The following is a 14,054-nucleotide window of genomic DNA, read 5'->3' as shown; positions in this document are numbered from 1 at the left end:
CTCTACAGCTGAAGCAGCGTAGTCGCTAGGCGGCCTGAGCCGCCTTGATGGCTTGCATGACGCGGTCCGTGACTGCGTCGATGGCGCCAATGCCGTCGACCTGGGTCAGAATGCCGCGCTCCGCGTACTTGGCCACAACGGCTTCAGTCTGCTCGTGGTAAAGGTCCAGACGGTGCCGGATGACGGCTTCATTGTCGTCACTGCGGCCGGTTTCCTTGGCGCGGCCCAGGAGGCGGGTAACCAGCTCCTCGTCGTCCGCAGTCAGCTGCAGCACGACGTCGAGCTTCTGATCGCCATCAGCGAGGATCTGGTCCAGATAATCGACCTGGGCCGTGGTGCGAGGGTAACCGTCCAGGAGGAAGCCGCCGTCGACGTCCCCTTCGCTGAGGCGGTCGCGCACCATTTTGTTAGTGACGCTGTCCGGAACAAAGTCTCCGGCGTCCATGTACTTCTTGGCTTCGAGGCCCAAGGGAGTTTCACCCTTAACGTTGGCGCGGAAGATGTCGCCAGTGGAAATCGCTACGACGCCGAGCCGCTCCGAAATACGTTCCGCCTGCGTTCCTTTGCCGGAGCCAGGAGGTCCGATAATCAACATTCTGGTCATCGTAAGAGCCCTTCATAGTGACGTTGCTGTAGCTGCGCATCAATCTGCTTGACCGTTTCAAGGCCGACGCCCACCATGATCAGGATCGACGTGCCACCGAACGGGAAGTTCTGGTTGGCGTTGATCAGGACCAGGGCCACCAACGGAATCAGTGCCACAAACCCCAGGTAGAGGGCTCCCGGCAACGTGATCCGTGAGAGGACATACTGCAGGTAATCCGCGGTTGGCTTGCCAGCCCGAATGCCGGGAATGAAGCCGCCGTACTTCTTCATGTTGTCCGAGACCTCTTCAGGATTGAAGGTGATCGCGACGTAGAAGTAAGTAAAGAAGACGATCATGGCAAAGTAGAGCGCCATGTAGATGGGGTGATCCCCGCGTGTGAGGTTGTTGTTGATCCATTCAACCCACGGCTGGACGGGTTCGCCGGCCCGGGGCTGGTTGAACTGGGAGATCAGGCCCGGCAGGTACAGCATCGAGGAAGCGAAGATAACGGGCACGACGCCGGCCATGTTCACCTTGATGGGGATGTACGTGCTGGTTCCGCCGACGGTCCGGCGGCCGATCATGCGCTTTGCGTACTGTACGGGGACACGCCGCTGGGACTGCTCCACGAACACCACAAGGGCCACAGTCAGAAGGCCGATCGCAATCACCATGAAGAAGGTTCCCGGGCCCTGTGACGTCCAGATGGCGCTGAGGGAGGTGGGGAAGCCGGCGGCGATCGATGTGAAGATCAGGAGGGACATGCCGTTGCCGACACCCTTTTCAGTCACCAGTTCGCCCATCCACATGATCAAGCCGGTACCGGCAGTCAAGGTGATGATGAGGAGGATGGTGGTGATGATGCTGTCATCAGGAATGATCGGGAGGTTGCAGCCCGGGAGCAGCTGCCCTGACCGTGCCAACGACACCAGTGTCGTCGCGTTCAACAGGCCAAGGGCGATAGTCAGGTAACGCGTGTACTGCGTCAGCTTCGACTGGCCCGAGGCGCCTTCTTCGTACAGTTGCTGGAAACGGGGAATAACCACCCGCAGGAGCTGCACAATGATGCTTGCCGTGATGTACGGCATGATCCCCAAGGCGAAGATGGACACTTGAAGCAGGGCACCGCCACTGAACAAGTTAACGAGCTGGTAGATACCGCCCGAGGTCTGACCGTTCGACAAGCATTGCTGGACATTCTGGTAGTTCACACCAGGCGAGGGTATGAAAGCGCCCAAGCGGAAGATTGTGATGATTCCCAGCGTGAACAACAACTTGCGTCGCAGATCAGGCGTGCGAAAGGCCCGGCCAAATGCGCTAAGCAAGCGTCCTCCTGAGTTGTTTAATGAAGTCATGTGAGCAGGGTCAATAAACCCAACAACCGAGTCTAACGGGTGGATGCGCTCCGCCGATAATCGGTGAGGCCCCGAAAATAAAAAAACTTCCGGTTGACGAGGCCTGAGCCCCGGCAACCGGAAGTTTTTTCGCAATAGGCAACTGCTTGCCCGCACTCGTTTAGAGCGCGGTGGTGCTTCCGCCTGCTGCAGCAATCTTTTCGGCCGCACTGGCCGAGAATGCGTCGACCGTGACGTCAACCTTTACGGTGATGTCGCCGGTGCCCAGCACCTTGACGGGCTGGTTCTTGCGAACGGCACCCTTTGCAACCAGGTTCTCCACGGTGACAGCGCCACCTTCCGGGAACAGCTCGTTGAGCTTGTCCAGGTTAACAACCTGGTACTCAACCCGGAACGGGTTCTTGAAGCCGCGCAGCTTCGGCAGGCGCATGTGCAGCGGCAACTGGCCGCCGGCAAAGCCAGCCTTGATCTGGTAGCGGGCCTTCGTACCCTTGGTACCGCGACCAGCGGTCTTACCCTTGGAACCTTCACCACGACCAACACGGGTCTTGGCGGTCTTGGCACCCGGGGCGGGACGCAGGTGGTGAACCTTCAGTGCGTTCTGCTTCTCAGCAGTGGCGCCCTGTGCCTTTTCGGCGGTGTTCTTCTCTGCCATTTACTTCGCCTCCTCTACCTTTACCAGGTGCGGAACCGTGTTCAGCATTCCGACAGTCACGGCGTCGGCGGTGCGGACAACAGTGTGTCCGATCCGCTTCAGGCCGAGGGACCGCAGGGTGTCGCGCTGGTTCTGCTTGCCGCCAATGGCGGACTTGATCTGAGTGATCTCCAACTGAGCGTCGGAGGGAATCAGGTTCTTGGCCATGCCTTAGACACCTGCCTTCTGGTTCTGGTTCAGAAGAGCGCGCACCAATGCAGCCGGAGCGACCTCGTCCAGCGGCAGGCCACGACGGGCTGCCACAGACGCGGGCTCTTCCAGGCGCTTCAGAGCGTCAACAGTCGCGTGAACGATGTTGATGGCGTTGGAGGAACCGAGCGACTTGGAGAGGATGTCGTGGATGCCCACGCACTCCAGTACTGCACGGACCGGACCGCCAGCGATAACACCGGTACCGGCGGAAGCCGGACGGAGCATTACGACGCCTGCAGCAGCTTCACCCTGCACGCGGTGCGGGATGGTGCTGCCAACGCGGGGAACGCGGAAGAAGGACTTCTTGGCTTCTTCAACGCCCTTAGCGATTGCTGCGGGAACTTCCTTCGCCTTGCCGTAGCCGACGCCGACCATACCGTTACCGTCACCAACGACGACGAGTGCGGTGAAGCTGAAGCGACGACCACCCTTGACGACCTTGGAAACGCGGTTGATGGTCACAACGCGCTCTACGAACTGGCTCTTCTCGGCTTCGCGGCCGCCGTCGCGGCCACCACGGCCACCACGGTCGCCGCGGCCCTGGCCACGGTCACCACGCTCGCCACGACGAGCGCCACCACGGCGGTCATCAGCGGCTGCGGGGGCAGTGGTCTCAGTGGCTTCAGCAGCTACGGCAACAGGTGCCTTCTGATCTGCAGACACAGTGTCCTTTTCCTTGTTTGCTTCCGTCACAGTGACAGCCCACCTTCACGTGCACCGTCAGCAACAGCTGCGATCCGGCCGTGGTACTTGTTACCACCGCGGTCGAAGACTACGGCTTCGATACCGGCGGCCTTGGCGCGCTCAGCGACGAGTTCGCCAACGCGCTTGGCCTTGGCAGTCTTGTCGCCGTCGAATGCACGAAGGTCGGCTTCCATTGTGGAGGCGCCAGCCACGGTCAGTCCCTTGGTGTCATCGACAACCTGGACGAACATGTGGCGTGCGGAACGGTTGACGACCAGACGAGGACGTACAGCCGTACCTGAGAGGCGCTTACGGATACGAAGCTGGCGACGGCTGCGTGCGGCAGACTTGCTCTTGTTCGTACGCTTCTTGTTAATTGCTATGGCCATGGTTACTTACCAGCCTTTCCGACCTTGCGGCGGATGACTTCGCCGGCATAACGGATGCCCTTGCCCTTATAGGGGTCCGGCTTCCGCAGCTTGCGAATATTGGCAGCAACTTCGCCGACCTGCTGCTTGCTAATTCCAGAGACAGAGAGCTTGGTCGGACCCTCTACTGCAAAGGTGATGCCGTTCGGTGCAGAGACGTTGACGGGGTGGCTGTAGCCCAGAGCGAACTCCAGGTCAGAACCCTTGGCCTGAACGCGGTAACCGGTACCGACAATTTCAAGCTTCTTCTCGTAGCCTGCGGTGACGCCCTGGATCATGTTGGCGATCAGGGTGCGTGTCAGGCCGTGCAGCGAACGGGAGGCGCGCTCGTCGTTCGGGCGGGCGACAGTCAGGGTGCCTTCTTCCAGGGATACCTCGATCGGGCTGGGCACAGTGTGGCTCAGCTCGCCTTTGGAACCCTTGACGCTGACGACAGAGCCGTCAACCTTGACCTCAACGCCTGCAGGAACGGTGATGGGGAGACGTCCAATACGTGACATTATTCTCTTCCTTTCCCGTTACCAGACGTAAGCGAGGACTTCGCCGCCCACGCCCTTCTTGCCGGCCTGCTTGTCAGTCAAGAGGCCGGAAGAGGTGGACAGGATTGCGACACCCAGGCCACCGAGCACGTGCGGCAGGTTGGTGGACTTTGCGTAAACGCGCAGTCCCGGCTTGGAAATACGACGAACGCCAGCAATTGAACGCTCGCGGTTCGGGCCGAACTTGAGCTCGAGGGTCAGCTTCTTGCCAACCTCAGCGTCTTCTTCTTTCCAGGAGGCGATGTAACCTTCGGCCTTCAGGATGTCAGCGACGCGTGCCTTGAGCTTGCTGTAAGGCATAGACACGGAATCGTGGTATGCCGAGTTTGCGTTGCGCAGACGCGTAAGCATATCTGCGACAGGATCTGTCATAGTCATGTGGGCTCTTGCCCTTCCTCATAACGGTTTCCGCTGGTGGATCAGGGAATCACTTCCCATGTACCTGGCCAGGCGGACCTTTTATGTAGCTAGATTAATCTTCGGTCTTGAACGGGAAGCCAAGCGCCTTAAGCAGCGCGCGGCCTTCGTCATCGGTCTTTGCAGTGGTGACAACCGTGATGTCCATACCGCGAACGCGGTCAATGGAATCCTGGTCGATCTCGTGGAACATAACCTGCTCGGTCAGACCGAAGGTGTAGTTGCCGTTGCCGTCAAACTGCTTGCCGCTGAGGCCGCGGAAGTCGCGGATACGGGGCAGTGCGAGGGTAACCAGACGGTCCAGGAATTCCCACATGCGATCTCCACGCAGAGTTGCGTGTGCACCGATGGGCATGCCTTCGCGCAGCTTGAACTGAGCGATCGACTTGCGGGCCTTGGTGACCTGGGGCTTCTGGCCGGTGATCAGGGTGAGGTCGCGGACAGCGCCGTCGATCAGTTTGGAGTCCTTTGCGGCATCTCCAACACCCATGTTCACGACAACCTTGACCAGGCGCGGAACCTGGTTAATGTTCTCGTACTTGAATTCCTCAACGAGCGTGCTCTTGATGGAATCCGCGTACTTGGTCTTCAGACGAGGAACGATCTTGCTTGCCGGAGTCTCGAGAGTCTCAGTCATTAGATGTCCTTCCCGGAGCTCTTGGCCACGCGTACGCGCACTTCACGCTTCACGCCATCGCGCTCAACGGTTTCGGTGCGGAAACCGACGCGGGTGGGCTTCTTGGTGGAGGGGTCAACCAGGGCCACGTTGGAGATGTGGATTGAAGCCTCAACGACCTCGATGCCACCGGTCTTGGTGCCGCGCTGCGACTGACCGACCTTGGTGTGCTTGGTTACGCGGTTAATGCCTTCAACCAACACGCGGTTGGTCTCGGGGAATACGCGCAGAACCTTGCCCTGCTTGCCGCGGTCGCCGCCGCGCTCAGCCTTGGCGCCAGTGATGACCTGAACGAGGTCACCCTTTTTGATCTTAGCCATGGACTACAGCACCTCCGGAGCAAGAGAAACGATCTTCATGAACTTCTTGTCACGGAGCTCACGACCAACCGGTCCGAAGATACGGGTGCCACGGGGGTCACCGTCGTTCTTCAGGATTACAGCTGCGTTCTCGTCAAACTTAATGTAGGAACCATCCGCACGGCGGCGTTCCTTCTTGGTACGGACGATGACGGCCTTAACCACATCGCCCTTCTTTACGTTGCCGCCCGGGATTGCGTCCTTGACGGTAGCGACGATGACGTCGCCAATGCCTGCGTAGCGACGGCCAGATCCACCGAGAACGCGAATGGTAAGGATTTCCTTAGCACCCGTGTTGTCGGCGACCTTGAGTCGCGACTCCTGCTGAATCACTGTTTACTCCTTGCGTCGCGCGGGTTCTCAGACCGAAAATCTTCCTACGGAATGAGCCTTGCGGAACGGTTGATCGGGGTGTCTCTTGACCTGCCTGGATTTTGCCAGACCAGGCCTAAACTCCCGTGCCAAAAACATTTGCTTCCCAGGCGGATCCTGACTGATCAGGACGCAAGGGGGCACTATGCCGTGGCACGATTGTTTACGAGGTTGATGACGGCGCACGAACGGCGCCATACAAACTCAATATCCTAGCACAATTCTTCTGCGCCTCCACATCACAGGGAGACGCGGAAACCCCCGCTCCCAGAGGGAACAGGGGTTTCCAGTCCGGCTTCGTTTTAGCAAAGCCGATGGTGTTACTTGGCCTTTTCGAGGATCTCCACGAGCCGCCAGTTCTTGGTGGCGGACAGCGGGCGGGTCTCCGCGATGAGCACGAGATCGCCGATGCCGGCGATGTTCTGCTCGTCGTGAGCCTTGACCTTCGAGGTGCGGCGGATGACCTTGCCGTACAGGGCGTGCTTCACGCGGTCTTCAACCTGGACAACGATGGTCTTTTCCATCTTGTCCGAGACCACGTAGCCACGACGCGTCTTACGGTAACCGCGCTGCTCAGCCGTAGCTGCCGCAGCAGAAACAGTTTCCGTCACGTTCTCGTCCTTTTCACTCACTTGGCGTCCTCCTCGGTCTCAGCTTCGGCCGGCTTTTCAGCCTTCTCAGCCTTGGCTGCTGACTTCTTGGACTTCTTTTCTTCCTTGGCTTCCACAACCGGTGCGGCAACCTCGGCACGAATGCCCAGCTCGCGCTCACGGAGAACGGTGTAGATGCGAGCGATGTCCTTCTTTACCGCGCGCAGACGACCGTGGTTCTCCAGCTGACCGGTGGCGGACTGGAAACGCAGGTTGAACAGCTCTTCCTTGGACTTGCGGAGTTCTTCAACGAGACGCTCGTTGTCGAAACCGTCCAGCTGTGCGGGTGCGAGATCCTTCGACCCTACTGCCATTTCTATTCACCACCTTCGCGACGCACAATGCGTGCCTTCAACGGGAGCTTGTGGATTGCAAGGCGCAGGGCCTCGCGAGCTACCTCTTCATTGACACCGGAGAGTTCGAAGAGAACCCGGCCCGGCTTGACGTTTGCAACCCACCACTCCGGAGAACCCTTACCGGAACCCATACGGGTTTCAGCAGGCTTCTTCGTCAGCGGACGGTCCGGGTAGATGTTGATCCAGACCTTACCGCCACGCTTGATGTGGCGGGTCATTGCAATACGTGCGGATTCGATCTGACGGTTGGTGACGTATGCCGGGCTCAGGGCCTGGATGCCGTACTCACCGAAGGAGACCTTGGTGCCGCCCGTAGCAGCGCCGGAACGACCCGGGTGGTGCTGCTTACGGTGCTTGACTCGACGTGGGATAAGCATTTAAGCCTGTCCTCCTTCTACTGCAGCGGGTGCAGCCTCAACTGCCGGAGCGGCTTCAGCAGCAGGAGCTGCTTCGGCTGCCGGACGGTCGGTACGACGACGACGGTCACCACGGTCAGCGCCACCCGGGCGGCCCGGGCGGTCGCTGGCACCACGGCCACGGGACGGTGCAGCAGCTGCCTGCTGTGCCAGTTCCTTGGCGGTGACGTCACCCTTGTAGATCCAGACCTTCACGCCAATGCGGCCGAAGGTGGTCTTGGCCTCGTAGAAGCCGTAGTCGATGTTCGCGCGGAGGGTGTGCAGGGGCACACGGCCTTCGCGGTAGAACTCCGAGCGGGACATTTCTGCGCCACCCAGACGACCGGAGCAAGCGATACGGATACCCTTGGCACCGGCGCGCTGTGCTGACTGCATTGCCTTCTTCATCGCACGGCGGAAAGCCACACGTGAGGTCAGCTGCTCTGCAACGCCCTGGGCAACAAGCTGGGCTTCCATCTCGGGGTTCTTGACCTCGAGGATGTTCAGCTGAACCTGCTTGCCAGTGAGCTTTTCGAGCTCGCCGCGGATGCGGTCTGCCTCAGCGCCGCGGCGGCCGATAACGATACCCGGACGTGCCGTGTGGATGTCCACGCGGACACGGTCGCGAGTGCGCTCGATCTCAACCTTGGCGATACCGGCGCGCTCCATGCCCGTGGACATGAGCTGGCGGATACGGATGTCTTCGCGAACGAAGTCCTTGTACCGCTGGCCGGGCTTGGTGCTGTCAGCGAACCAGTGCGATACGTGATCGGTGGTGATGCCGAGTCGGAACCCGTGCGGGTTTACTTTCTGTCCCACTTAGCGAGCCTCCTCTTTCTCCGGGGTAGCGACTACCACGGTGATGTGGCTGGTGCGCTTCTTGATCTGAAATGCACGACCCTGAGCACGCGGCTGGAACCGCTTCATGGTCGGGCCTTCATCAACAAACGCTTCGCTGATGATGAGGTCACCTTCGTCAAACGCCACGCCGTCGCGGTCCGCGAGGACCCGGGCGTTGGAGATTGCCGACTGTACTACCTTGAATACCGGCTCAGAAGCTGCCTGGGGGGCAAACTTCAGAATTGCCAGAGCCTCGTTCGCTTGCTTACCACGAACAAGGTTGACGACGCGCCGGGCCTTCATAGGCGTTACGCGGATGTGACGCGCAATTGCCTTGGCTTCCATTGCTTTCCTTCTCTCGTCTTTGACGTAAGTGCAGGCGCCTAGCGGCGCTTGCCCTTACGGTCGTCCTTGACATGGCCGCGGAATGTCCGCGTGGGAGCGAATTCGCCGAGCTTGTGCCCGACCATCGACTCGGTGACAAACACCGGAATGTGCTTGCGTCCGTCGTGCACGGCGATCGTGTGGCCGAGCATGTCGGGGACGATCATCGAGCGGCGGGACCAGGTCTTGATGACGTTCTTGGTGCCCTTTTCGTTTTCCCTGGCTACCTTTACAAAGAGGTGCTGGTCAACGAAAGGACCTTTTTTCAGGCTGCGTGGCATGTGTCCAGGCTCCTATCGCTTGTTCTTGCCAGTACGACGGCGACGAACAATAAGCTTGTCGCTCTCTTTGTTGGGGCGGCGGGTACGGCCTTCAGGCTTACCGTTCGGGTTGACTGGGTGACGTCCACCGGAGGTCTTACCTTCACCACCACCGTGCGGGTGGTCAACCGGGTTCATGGCTACACCACGGACGGTCGGGCGAACGCCCTTCCACCGCATACGGCCGGCCTTGCCCCAGTTGATGTTCGACTGCTCAGCGTTGCCAACTTCACCGATGGTTGCGCGGCAGCGCACATCGACGTTGCGGATTTCGCCGGAGGGCAGACGCAGCTGGGCGAAACGGCCTTCCTTGGCGACGAGCTGTACAGAAGCGCCAGCGGAGCGGGCCATCTTGGCGCCGCCACCCGGGCGCAGTTCAACTGCGTGGATAACGGTACCCACCGGGATGTTCCGCAGGGGCAGGTTGTTGCCAGGCTTGATATCAGCGTTGGCACCTGCCTCTACGAAGTCGCCCTGGGACAGCTTGTTCGGCGCGATGATGTAACGCTTGGTGCCATCAACGTAGTGCAGGAGGGCGATGCGAGCCGTGCGGTTCGGATCGTACTCGATTTCGGCAACGCGGGCGTTGACGCCGTCCTTGTCGTGGCGACGGAAGTCGATCAGACGGTACTGGCGCTTGTGTCCACCACCCTTGTGACGGGTCGTGATCTTACCGGAGTTGTTACGGCCACCCTTTTTGGGCAACGGACGTACCAACGACTTTTCCGGCGTCGACCGCGTGATTTCAGTGAAGTCCGCTACGCTCGAGCCGCGACGGCCCGGGGTAGTCGGCTTATATTTACGGATTCCCATAATTCATTTCCTCGTTAAAGTGGTCTCCGCTACGCGAGCGGACCGCCGAAGATGTCGATAGTGCCTTCTTTGAGGGTGACAATCGCACGCTTGGTGTTCTTGCGGGTACCCCATCCGAATTTGGTCCGCTTGCGCTTACCGGCACGGTTGATGGTGTTGATCGATTCGACCTTGACGGAGAAGATTTTCTCCACGGCCAGCTTGATCTCGGTCTTGTTCGAGCGGGGGTCCACCAGGAAGGTGTACTTGCCCTCATCGATCAGGCCGTAGCTTTTTTCCGACACGACAGGTGCAAGCACGACGTCGCGGGGGTCTTTGATGGTGGCTGCACTCACTTGGCATCCTCCTCGTTCTTTGCAGCCTTGTCAGCAACGAATGCTTCGTAGGCAGCCTTGGTGAAGACTACGTCGTCAGAAACGAGAACGTCATAGGTGTTCAGCTGGTCTGCGTACAGAACGTGAACTTCCTCGAGGTTGCGCACGGACAGTGCTGCAACATCGTTGGCGCGCTCAATGACAACGAGCAGGTTCTTGCGCTCGGAAACGCCGCGCAGTGTTGCCAGTGCTTCTTTGGCAGACGGCTTGGTGCCGGCAACCAGTTCAGCAACAACGTGGATGCGTCCGTTGCGGGCGCGGTCAGACAACGCGCCGCGCAGTGCAGCAGCAATCATCTTCTTGGGGGTCCTCTGGCTGTAGTCACGCGGTGTGGGACCGTGAACAACGCCACCACCGGTCATGTGAGGAGCACGGATTGAACCCTGACGGGCGCGGCCGGTGCCCTTCTGCTTGAACGGCTTGCGACCGGCACCGGAAACTTCGGCGCGGGTCTTGGTCTTGTGGGTACCCTGGCGAGCAGCAGCGAGCTGTGCAACGACGACCTGGTGCAGCAAGGGCACGTTGGTCTGAACGTCGAAGATCTCTGCAGGCAGGTCAACCTTGACAGTGCTAGTCATTGAACTAGGCTCCCTTCACGGCAGTGCGTACGAGTACGACCTGGCCGCGGGCACCGGGAACGGCGCCCTTGATCAGGAGCAGCGACTTCTCGACGTCAACCGCGTGAACGGTGAGGTTCAGCGTGGTGTGACGGACGGCGCCCATGCGGCCGGCCATTTTCATGCCCTTGAAGACGCGGCTCGGGGTGGATGCGCCACCGATTGAACCGGGCTTACGGTGGTTCTTGTGGGCACCGTGGGAAGCTCCAACGCCGTGGAAGCCGTGACGCTTCATAACACCGGCGAAGCCCTTACCCTTGGTGGTGCCAACAACGTCGATCTTCTGGCCGGCTTCGAAGAGCTCAACTGAAAGCTCCTGGCCCAGCTCGTAAGAGTCAGCATCTGCAGTGCGCAGTTCGACGACGTGACGGCGAGGCGTGACGCCTGCCTTTTCAAAGTGACCAGCCAGCGGCTTGGTGACCTTGCGGGGATCGATCTGGCCGTAGCCGATCTGAACGGCGACGTAGCCATCAGTCTCTGCATTGCGCAGCTGAGTGATGACGTTCGAGTCAGCCTGGACCACAGTTACGGGGATGAGCTTGTTGTTCTCGTCCCAGACCTGGGTCATGCCGAGCTTCGTGCCCAGCAGGCCCTTTACATTACGGGTTGCGGTCATAGTCTCTCAGCACCTCCCTACAGCTTGATTTCGATGTTCACGTCGGCAGGCAGGTCGAGACGCATAAGCGAGTCAACGGCCTTCGGCGTGGGATCGATGATGTCGATCAGACGCTTGTGAGTACGCATTTCGAAGTGCTCACGGCTGTCCTTGTACTTGTGCGGAGAGCGGATAACACAGTAAATGTTCTTCTCCGTCGGAAGCGGCACAGGGCCAACAACCGTTGCGCCTGCGCGCGTGACCGTCTCAACGATCTTCCGTGCTGAAACGTCAATGACCTCGTGATCATATGACTTCAGCCGGATGCGGATTTTTTGTCCCGCCATGTCGCCTGACTCTCTTTCAGTCTGTAGCTTCCCCCGAATTAGGGCTGCCCTGTTTACTTTCGTGTTGCATGTGGCTGCCGAAGCATTTGAAGTCGTAACTACCACCCGCCGCACAAGCTGAATCCGGACGTTTCCGGGTTCCTCAACCTGCCGACGTAACCGACCCCCGCGGTCGGGCGTGTCGCGCTTCTTACGCGCAGCAGCCCGCAGTTCCATGGGGAGTGGGTTATGTTTGGTCTTCCACTTGGACCCTGACACCCGGCATTATCCGGATCGGGACGCGAAGAAGCGCTTGAACAACTCATCTAGTATGCCGGATTTTATCCACAGAAGCGAATCAGTCACTCAGCGGGCCCTGGAGGACCCCTCTCTCCTTAGGATCGCCAGGCCGGTTATTGCCTTCAGCAACTGCCGATTGGAAGATAAGGGCATGACTGTGCAGGATCCTGTGTCTGTTCAAAGTCTGGCCAGCCGGCTGCGGCCAGGCTTTACGCTGGGCGTCGCTACGGCCTCCTTTCAGATTGAGGGCGCCCTCGCTGCCGACGGAAGGGGGCCATCCGGCTGGGATGCATTTGCCGAAAAACCCGGTGCCATCCTGGACGGACATTCGCCCGCTGTTGCCTGCGACCACTACAACCGTTCTGCCGAGGATGTAGCGCTGATGCGGGACCTGGGGGTCGATTCTTACCGGTTCTCCCTTTCGTGGCCTCGAATCCAGCCTGACGGAACCGGGCCTTTCAACGGCCAAGGCCTGGATTTTTACGACCGTCTCATTGACCAACTGCTCGACGCCGGCATCTCCCCCATGGTCACCCTGTATCACTGGGACACTCCCCTGCCGTTGGAGCACCAGGGCGGCTGGATGAGCCGCAATACCGCGGAGCGGTTCGCTGAGTACAGCGCGGCCGCCGCGGAGCGCTACGGTGACCGGGTAGCCCAGTGGGTAACCCTCAACGAGCCCGTATCGGTGACTCTTAACGGATACGCCCTCGGTGTTCATGCACCGGGCCGGGATTTGCTGTTCAACGCCCTGCCCTCCATTCACCACCAGCTGCTGGGCCACGGTCTCGCCGTCCAGGCGCTCAGGGCCGCAGGAGTCAAAGGCGGCGTGGGTGTCACCAACCTGCACTCCCCTGTGCGCCCTTCCACCTCCAAGCCAGGCGACAGGCTCGTGGCCAAGGTGTTCGACACGCTGATGAACCGGGTCTATGCAGATCCTGTCCTGCTCGGGAGGTACCCGAAACTGCCGCTCGTTGCCCGGCCGTGGTTGCGCTCCATGGGAAAGATTTCCGACGCCGACCTCCGCACCATCCATCAGCCCCTCGATTTCTACGGCCTCAACTATTACTACCCCGTGAAGGTCGCCTTGGGCCGTGGGGCCGTCAGCCTGCCGGCTACAGCTGCCGCCGTCGCCCACATGCCGTTTCACGAGGTGGGCTACCCGGAGTACGGAACTACGGGATTCGGCTGGCCTGTGGCGCCGGAGCACTTGGGCGTCCTGCTGCGGGAACTCAAAGACAGATACGGCGCGGCGCTGCCGCCTGTCTTCGTGACGGAGAGCGGTGCGAGTTTTCCCGAACCCGATCATGTGTCGGGTCCCATCGACGACGCCGACAGGATCAGTTACCTCTCCGGCCACCTGGCGCATGCCTTGGATGCGACGGCGCCAGGCGGAATAGCGGAGGACGTGGAACTGCTGGGGTACTACGTTTGGACGCTGCTGGACAACTTCGAGTGGGCCGCCGGCTACTCCCAGCGCTTCGGACTGGTCCACGTCGATTTTGACACGCTGGAGCGTACCCCCAAGGAGTCCTTCTACTGGTTGCAGGCTCTCAGCAAAGCGCGCCGGACGTTATAACCGGGACTGGTAGCCAGTCCCGGCAGAGATTCGCCTCAAATAATTGGGCTACTTGTCCTTGTTTGCCCTGTTGATGCGTTTTGCGCGCTCAATCTCTTGGCGGAAGTGGTTCTTCGCCCAGAAGACTCCAGCTACAACAACTACAGCTACCACCAGGAATATCAGCCAACCCATGCCGGCTC

At 60.0% G+C, this 14,054-nt stretch carries 24 protein-coding genes; 1 reads left to right on the top strand and 23 read right to left on the bottom strand.

Annotation, left to right across the window (positions count from 1 at the left end; translation table 11 throughout):
• Positions 1-25: 25 nt before the first annotated feature.
• The 22 genes from M1E02_RS05900 to rpsJ all read right to left on the bottom strand — a co-directional run bounded on the left by M1E02_RS05900 (position 26) and on the right by rpsJ (position 12,014).
• Positions 26-595: an adenylate kinase gene (locus M1E02_RS05900; RefSeq protein ID WP_479378075.1), complete on the bottom strand. Its 570-nt coding sequence runs from the start codon at positions 593-595 to the stop codon at positions 26-28.
• Positions 596-600: 5 nt separating this feature from the next.
• On the bottom strand, positions 601-1,911 hold the full coding sequence (secY, locus tag M1E02_RS05895; RefSeq protein WP_479378074.1) for a preprotein translocase subunit SecY: 1,311 nt from the start codon (positions 1,909-1,911) through the stop codon (positions 601-603).
• Positions 1,912-2,101: 190 nt separating this feature from the next.
• Complete coding sequence (gene rplO / locus M1E02_RS05890; protein WP_247046525.1) at positions 2,102-2,596, bottom strand: 50S ribosomal protein L15; 495 nt, start codon at positions 2,594-2,596, stop codon at positions 2,102-2,104.
• Positions 2,597-2,803: a 50S ribosomal protein L30 gene (gene rpmD, locus M1E02_RS05885; RefSeq protein WP_056626615.1), complete on the bottom strand. Its 207-nt coding sequence runs from the start codon at positions 2,801-2,803 to the stop codon at positions 2,597-2,599.
• A 3-nt stretch (positions 2,804-2,806) separates the two neighbouring features.
• Complete coding sequence (gene rpsE / locus M1E02_RS05880) at positions 2,807-3,541, bottom strand: 30S ribosomal protein S5 (protein ID WP_479377184.1); 735 nt, start codon at positions 3,539-3,541, stop codon at positions 2,807-2,809.
• Entirely contained in the window at positions 3,538-3,921 is a 384-nt protein-coding gene (rplR, locus tag M1E02_RS05875; RefSeq protein WP_479377183.1) for a 50S ribosomal protein L18, read from the bottom strand. Before rplR ends, rpsE begins: the two co-directional genes overlap by 4 nt.
• A 2-nt stretch (positions 3,922-3,923) precedes the next feature.
• Positions 3,924-4,460 (bottom strand): 50S ribosomal protein L6, encoded by a 537-nt coding sequence (gene rplF, locus M1E02_RS05870; protein ID WP_458111613.1) that lies wholly within the window; start codon positions 4,458-4,460, stop codon positions 3,924-3,926.
• An 18-nt stretch (positions 4,461-4,478) separates the two neighbouring features.
• Complete coding sequence (gene rpsH / locus M1E02_RS05865) at positions 4,479-4,877, bottom strand: 30S ribosomal protein S8 (RefSeq protein WP_056425243.1); 399 nt, start codon at positions 4,875-4,877, stop codon at positions 4,479-4,481.
• A 94-nt stretch (positions 4,878-4,971) separates the two neighbouring features.
• On the bottom strand, positions 4,972-5,553 hold the full coding sequence (gene rplE, locus M1E02_RS05860; RefSeq protein ID WP_479377182.1) for a 50S ribosomal protein L5: 582 nt from the start codon (positions 5,551-5,553) through the stop codon (positions 4,972-4,974).
• Positions 5,553-5,912 (bottom strand): 50S ribosomal protein L24, encoded by a 360-nt coding sequence (gene rplX / locus M1E02_RS05855; RefSeq protein WP_066436866.1) that lies wholly within the window; start codon positions 5,910-5,912, stop codon positions 5,553-5,555. Before rplX ends, rplE begins: the two co-directional genes overlap by 1 nt.
• Before the next feature lie 3 nt (positions 5,913-5,915).
• Positions 5,916-6,284 carry a 50S ribosomal protein L14 gene (rplN, locus tag M1E02_RS05850; protein WP_003803789.1) on the bottom strand — a complete coding sequence of 123 codons (369 nt, stop codon included), beginning with the start codon at positions 6,282-6,284 and terminating at the stop codon, positions 5,916-5,918.
• Positions 6,285-6,643: 359 nt separating this feature from the next.
• The gene (gene rpsQ, locus M1E02_RS05845; RefSeq protein WP_247046530.1) at positions 6,644-6,955 is read right to left on the bottom strand and encodes a 30S ribosomal protein S17; all 312 of its coding nucleotides are present in this window, start codon (positions 6,953-6,955) and stop codon (positions 6,644-6,646) included.
• On the bottom strand, positions 6,952-7,287 hold the full coding sequence (rpmC, locus tag M1E02_RS05840; RefSeq protein ID WP_281507255.1) for a 50S ribosomal protein L29: 336 nt from the start codon (positions 7,285-7,287) through the stop codon (positions 6,952-6,954). Before rpmC ends, rpsQ begins: the two co-directional genes overlap by 4 nt.
• 2 nt (positions 7,288-7,289) lie before the next feature.
• Positions 7,290-7,706 carry a 50S ribosomal protein L16 gene (gene rplP / locus M1E02_RS05835; RefSeq protein WP_003803795.1) on the bottom strand — a complete coding sequence of 139 codons (417 nt, stop codon included), beginning with the start codon at positions 7,704-7,706 and terminating at the stop codon, positions 7,290-7,292.
• The gene (gene rpsC, locus M1E02_RS05830; protein WP_479377181.1) at positions 7,707-8,543 is read right to left on the bottom strand and encodes a 30S ribosomal protein S3; all 837 of its coding nucleotides are present in this window, start codon (positions 8,541-8,543) and stop codon (positions 7,707-7,709) included. It lies immediately after the preceding gene.
• Positions 8,544-8,909 carry a 50S ribosomal protein L22 gene (gene rplV / locus M1E02_RS05825; RefSeq protein WP_003803798.1) on the bottom strand — a complete coding sequence of 122 codons (366 nt, stop codon included), beginning with the start codon at positions 8,907-8,909 and terminating at the stop codon, positions 8,544-8,546.
• A gap of 38 nt (positions 8,910-8,947) precedes the next feature.
• Complete coding sequence (gene rpsS, locus M1E02_RS05820) at positions 8,948-9,229, bottom strand: 30S ribosomal protein S19 (protein ID WP_018773666.1); 282 nt, start codon at positions 9,227-9,229, stop codon at positions 8,948-8,950.
• Between the two features lie 12 nt (positions 9,230-9,241).
• Positions 9,242-10,081, bottom strand: coding sequence for a 50S ribosomal protein L2 (gene rplB, locus M1E02_RS05815; RefSeq protein ID WP_214968817.1), 840 nt, complete (start codon positions 10,079-10,081; stop codon positions 9,242-9,244).
• A gap of 29 nt (positions 10,082-10,110) precedes the next feature.
• Positions 10,111-10,416, bottom strand: coding sequence for a 50S ribosomal protein L23 (rplW, locus tag M1E02_RS05810; RefSeq protein ID WP_011692807.1), 306 nt, complete (start codon positions 10,414-10,416; stop codon positions 10,111-10,113).
• Positions 10,413-11,033 carry a 50S ribosomal protein L4 gene (gene rplD, locus M1E02_RS05805; RefSeq protein WP_247046533.1) on the bottom strand — a complete coding sequence of 207 codons (621 nt, stop codon included), beginning with the start codon at positions 11,031-11,033 and terminating at the stop codon, positions 10,413-10,415. The genes rplW and rplD overlap by 4 nt, the downstream gene beginning before the upstream one ends.
• A 4-nt stretch (positions 11,034-11,037) precedes the next feature.
• Entirely contained in the window at positions 11,038-11,688 is a 651-nt protein-coding gene (gene rplC / locus M1E02_RS05800) for a 50S ribosomal protein L3 (protein WP_003803812.1), read from the bottom strand.
• 17 nt (positions 11,689-11,705) lie between these two features.
• Complete coding sequence (gene rpsJ / locus M1E02_RS05795) at positions 11,706-12,014, bottom strand: 30S ribosomal protein S10 (protein ID WP_038464699.1); 309 nt, start codon at positions 12,012-12,014, stop codon at positions 11,706-11,708.
• A 430-nt stretch (positions 12,015-12,444) separates the two neighbouring features.
• Between rpsJ and M1E02_RS05790 the strand changes: the two genes are divergently transcribed.
• Positions 12,445-13,872 carry a GH1 family beta-glucosidase gene (locus tag M1E02_RS05790; protein ID WP_479377180.1) on the top strand — a complete coding sequence of 476 codons (1,428 nt, stop codon included), beginning with the start codon at positions 12,445-12,447 and terminating at the stop codon, positions 13,870-13,872.
• A gap of 48 nt (positions 13,873-13,920) precedes the next feature.
• On the opposite strand, the gene M1E02_RS05785 is transcribed toward M1E02_RS05790, so the two are convergent.
• Entirely contained in the window at positions 13,921-14,046 is a 126-nt protein-coding gene (locus tag M1E02_RS05785) for a hypothetical protein (RefSeq protein ID WP_479377179.1), read from the bottom strand.
• Between the last annotated feature and the right edge of the window lie 8 nt (positions 14,047-14,054).

The sequence above is a fragment of the Arthrobacter sp. Z5-13 genome, from assembly GCF_056499105.1.
Note: the sequence above shows the minus strand (reverse complement) of the source record. Positions and strands in the feature narration are given on the sequence as shown.

What these genes read in the sequence shown, in the direction of transcription:
- rpsS (WP_018773666.1), bottom strand. Translation starts at nt 9,229, where the DNA reads ATGCCACGCAGCCTGAAAAAAGGTCCTTTCGTTGACCAGCACCTCTTT.
- rplV (WP_003803798.1), bottom strand. Translation starts at nt 8,909, where the DNA reads ATGGAAGCCAAGGCAATTGCGCGTCACATCCGCGTAACGCCTATGAAG.
- M1E02_RS05785 (WP_479377179.1), bottom strand. Translation starts at nt 14,046, where the DNA reads ATGGGTTGGCTGATATTCCTGGTGGTAGCTGTAGTTGTTGTAGCTGGA.
- rpmC (WP_281507255.1), bottom strand. Translation starts at nt 7,287, where the DNA reads ATGGCAGTAGGGTCGAAGGATCTCGCACCCGCACAGCTGGACGGTTTC.
- rplP (WP_003803795.1), bottom strand. Translation starts at nt 7,706, where the DNA reads ATGCTTATCCCACGTCGAGTCAAGCACCGTAAGCAGCACCACCCGGGT.
- rplO (WP_247046525.1), bottom strand. Translation starts at nt 2,596, where the DNA reads ATGGCAGAGAAGAACACCGCCGAAAAGGCACAGGGCGCCACTGCTGAG.
- rplD (WP_247046533.1), bottom strand. Translation starts at nt 11,033, where the DNA reads ATGACTAGCACTGTCAAGGTTGACCTGCCTGCAGAGATCTTCGACGTT.
- rpsH (WP_056425243.1), bottom strand. Translation starts at nt 4,877, where the DNA reads ATGACTATGACAGATCCTGTCGCAGATATGCTTACGCGTCTGCGCAAC.
- M1E02_RS05790 (WP_479377180.1), top strand. Translation starts at nt 12,445, where the DNA reads ATGACTGTGCAGGATCCTGTGTCTGTTCAAAGTCTGGCCAGCCGGCTG.
- rplC (WP_003803812.1), bottom strand. Translation starts at nt 11,688, where the DNA reads ATGACCGCAACCCGTAATGTAAAGGGCCTGCTGGGCACGAAGCTCGGC.
- rpmD (WP_056626615.1), bottom strand. Translation starts at nt 2,803, where the DNA reads ATGGCCAAGAACCTGATTCCCTCCGACGCTCAGTTGGAGATCACTCAG.
- rpsJ (WP_038464699.1), bottom strand. Translation starts at nt 12,014, where the DNA reads ATGGCGGGACAAAAAATCCGCATCCGGCTGAAGTCATATGATCACGAG.
- rplX (WP_066436866.1), bottom strand. Translation starts at nt 5,912, where the DNA reads ATGGCTAAGATCAAAAAGGGTGACCTCGTTCAGGTCATCACTGGCGCC.
- rplF (WP_458111613.1), bottom strand. Translation starts at nt 4,460, where the DNA reads ATGTCACGTATTGGACGTCTCCCCATCACCGTTCCTGCAGGCGTTGAG.
- rplE (WP_479377182.1), bottom strand. Translation starts at nt 5,553, where the DNA reads ATGACTGAGACTCTCGAGACTCCGGCAAGCAAGATCGTTCCTCGTCTG.
- rplR (WP_479377183.1), bottom strand. Translation starts at nt 3,921, where the DNA reads ATGGCCATAGCAATTAACAAGAAGCGTACGAACAAGAGCAAGTCTGCC.
- rplB (WP_214968817.1), bottom strand. Translation starts at nt 10,081, where the DNA reads ATGGGAATCCGTAAATATAAGCCGACTACCCCGGGCCGTCGCGGCTCG.
- M1E02_RS05900 (WP_479378075.1), bottom strand. Translation starts at nt 595, where the DNA reads ATGTTGATTATCGGACCTCCTGGCTCCGGCAAAGGAACGCAGGCGGAA.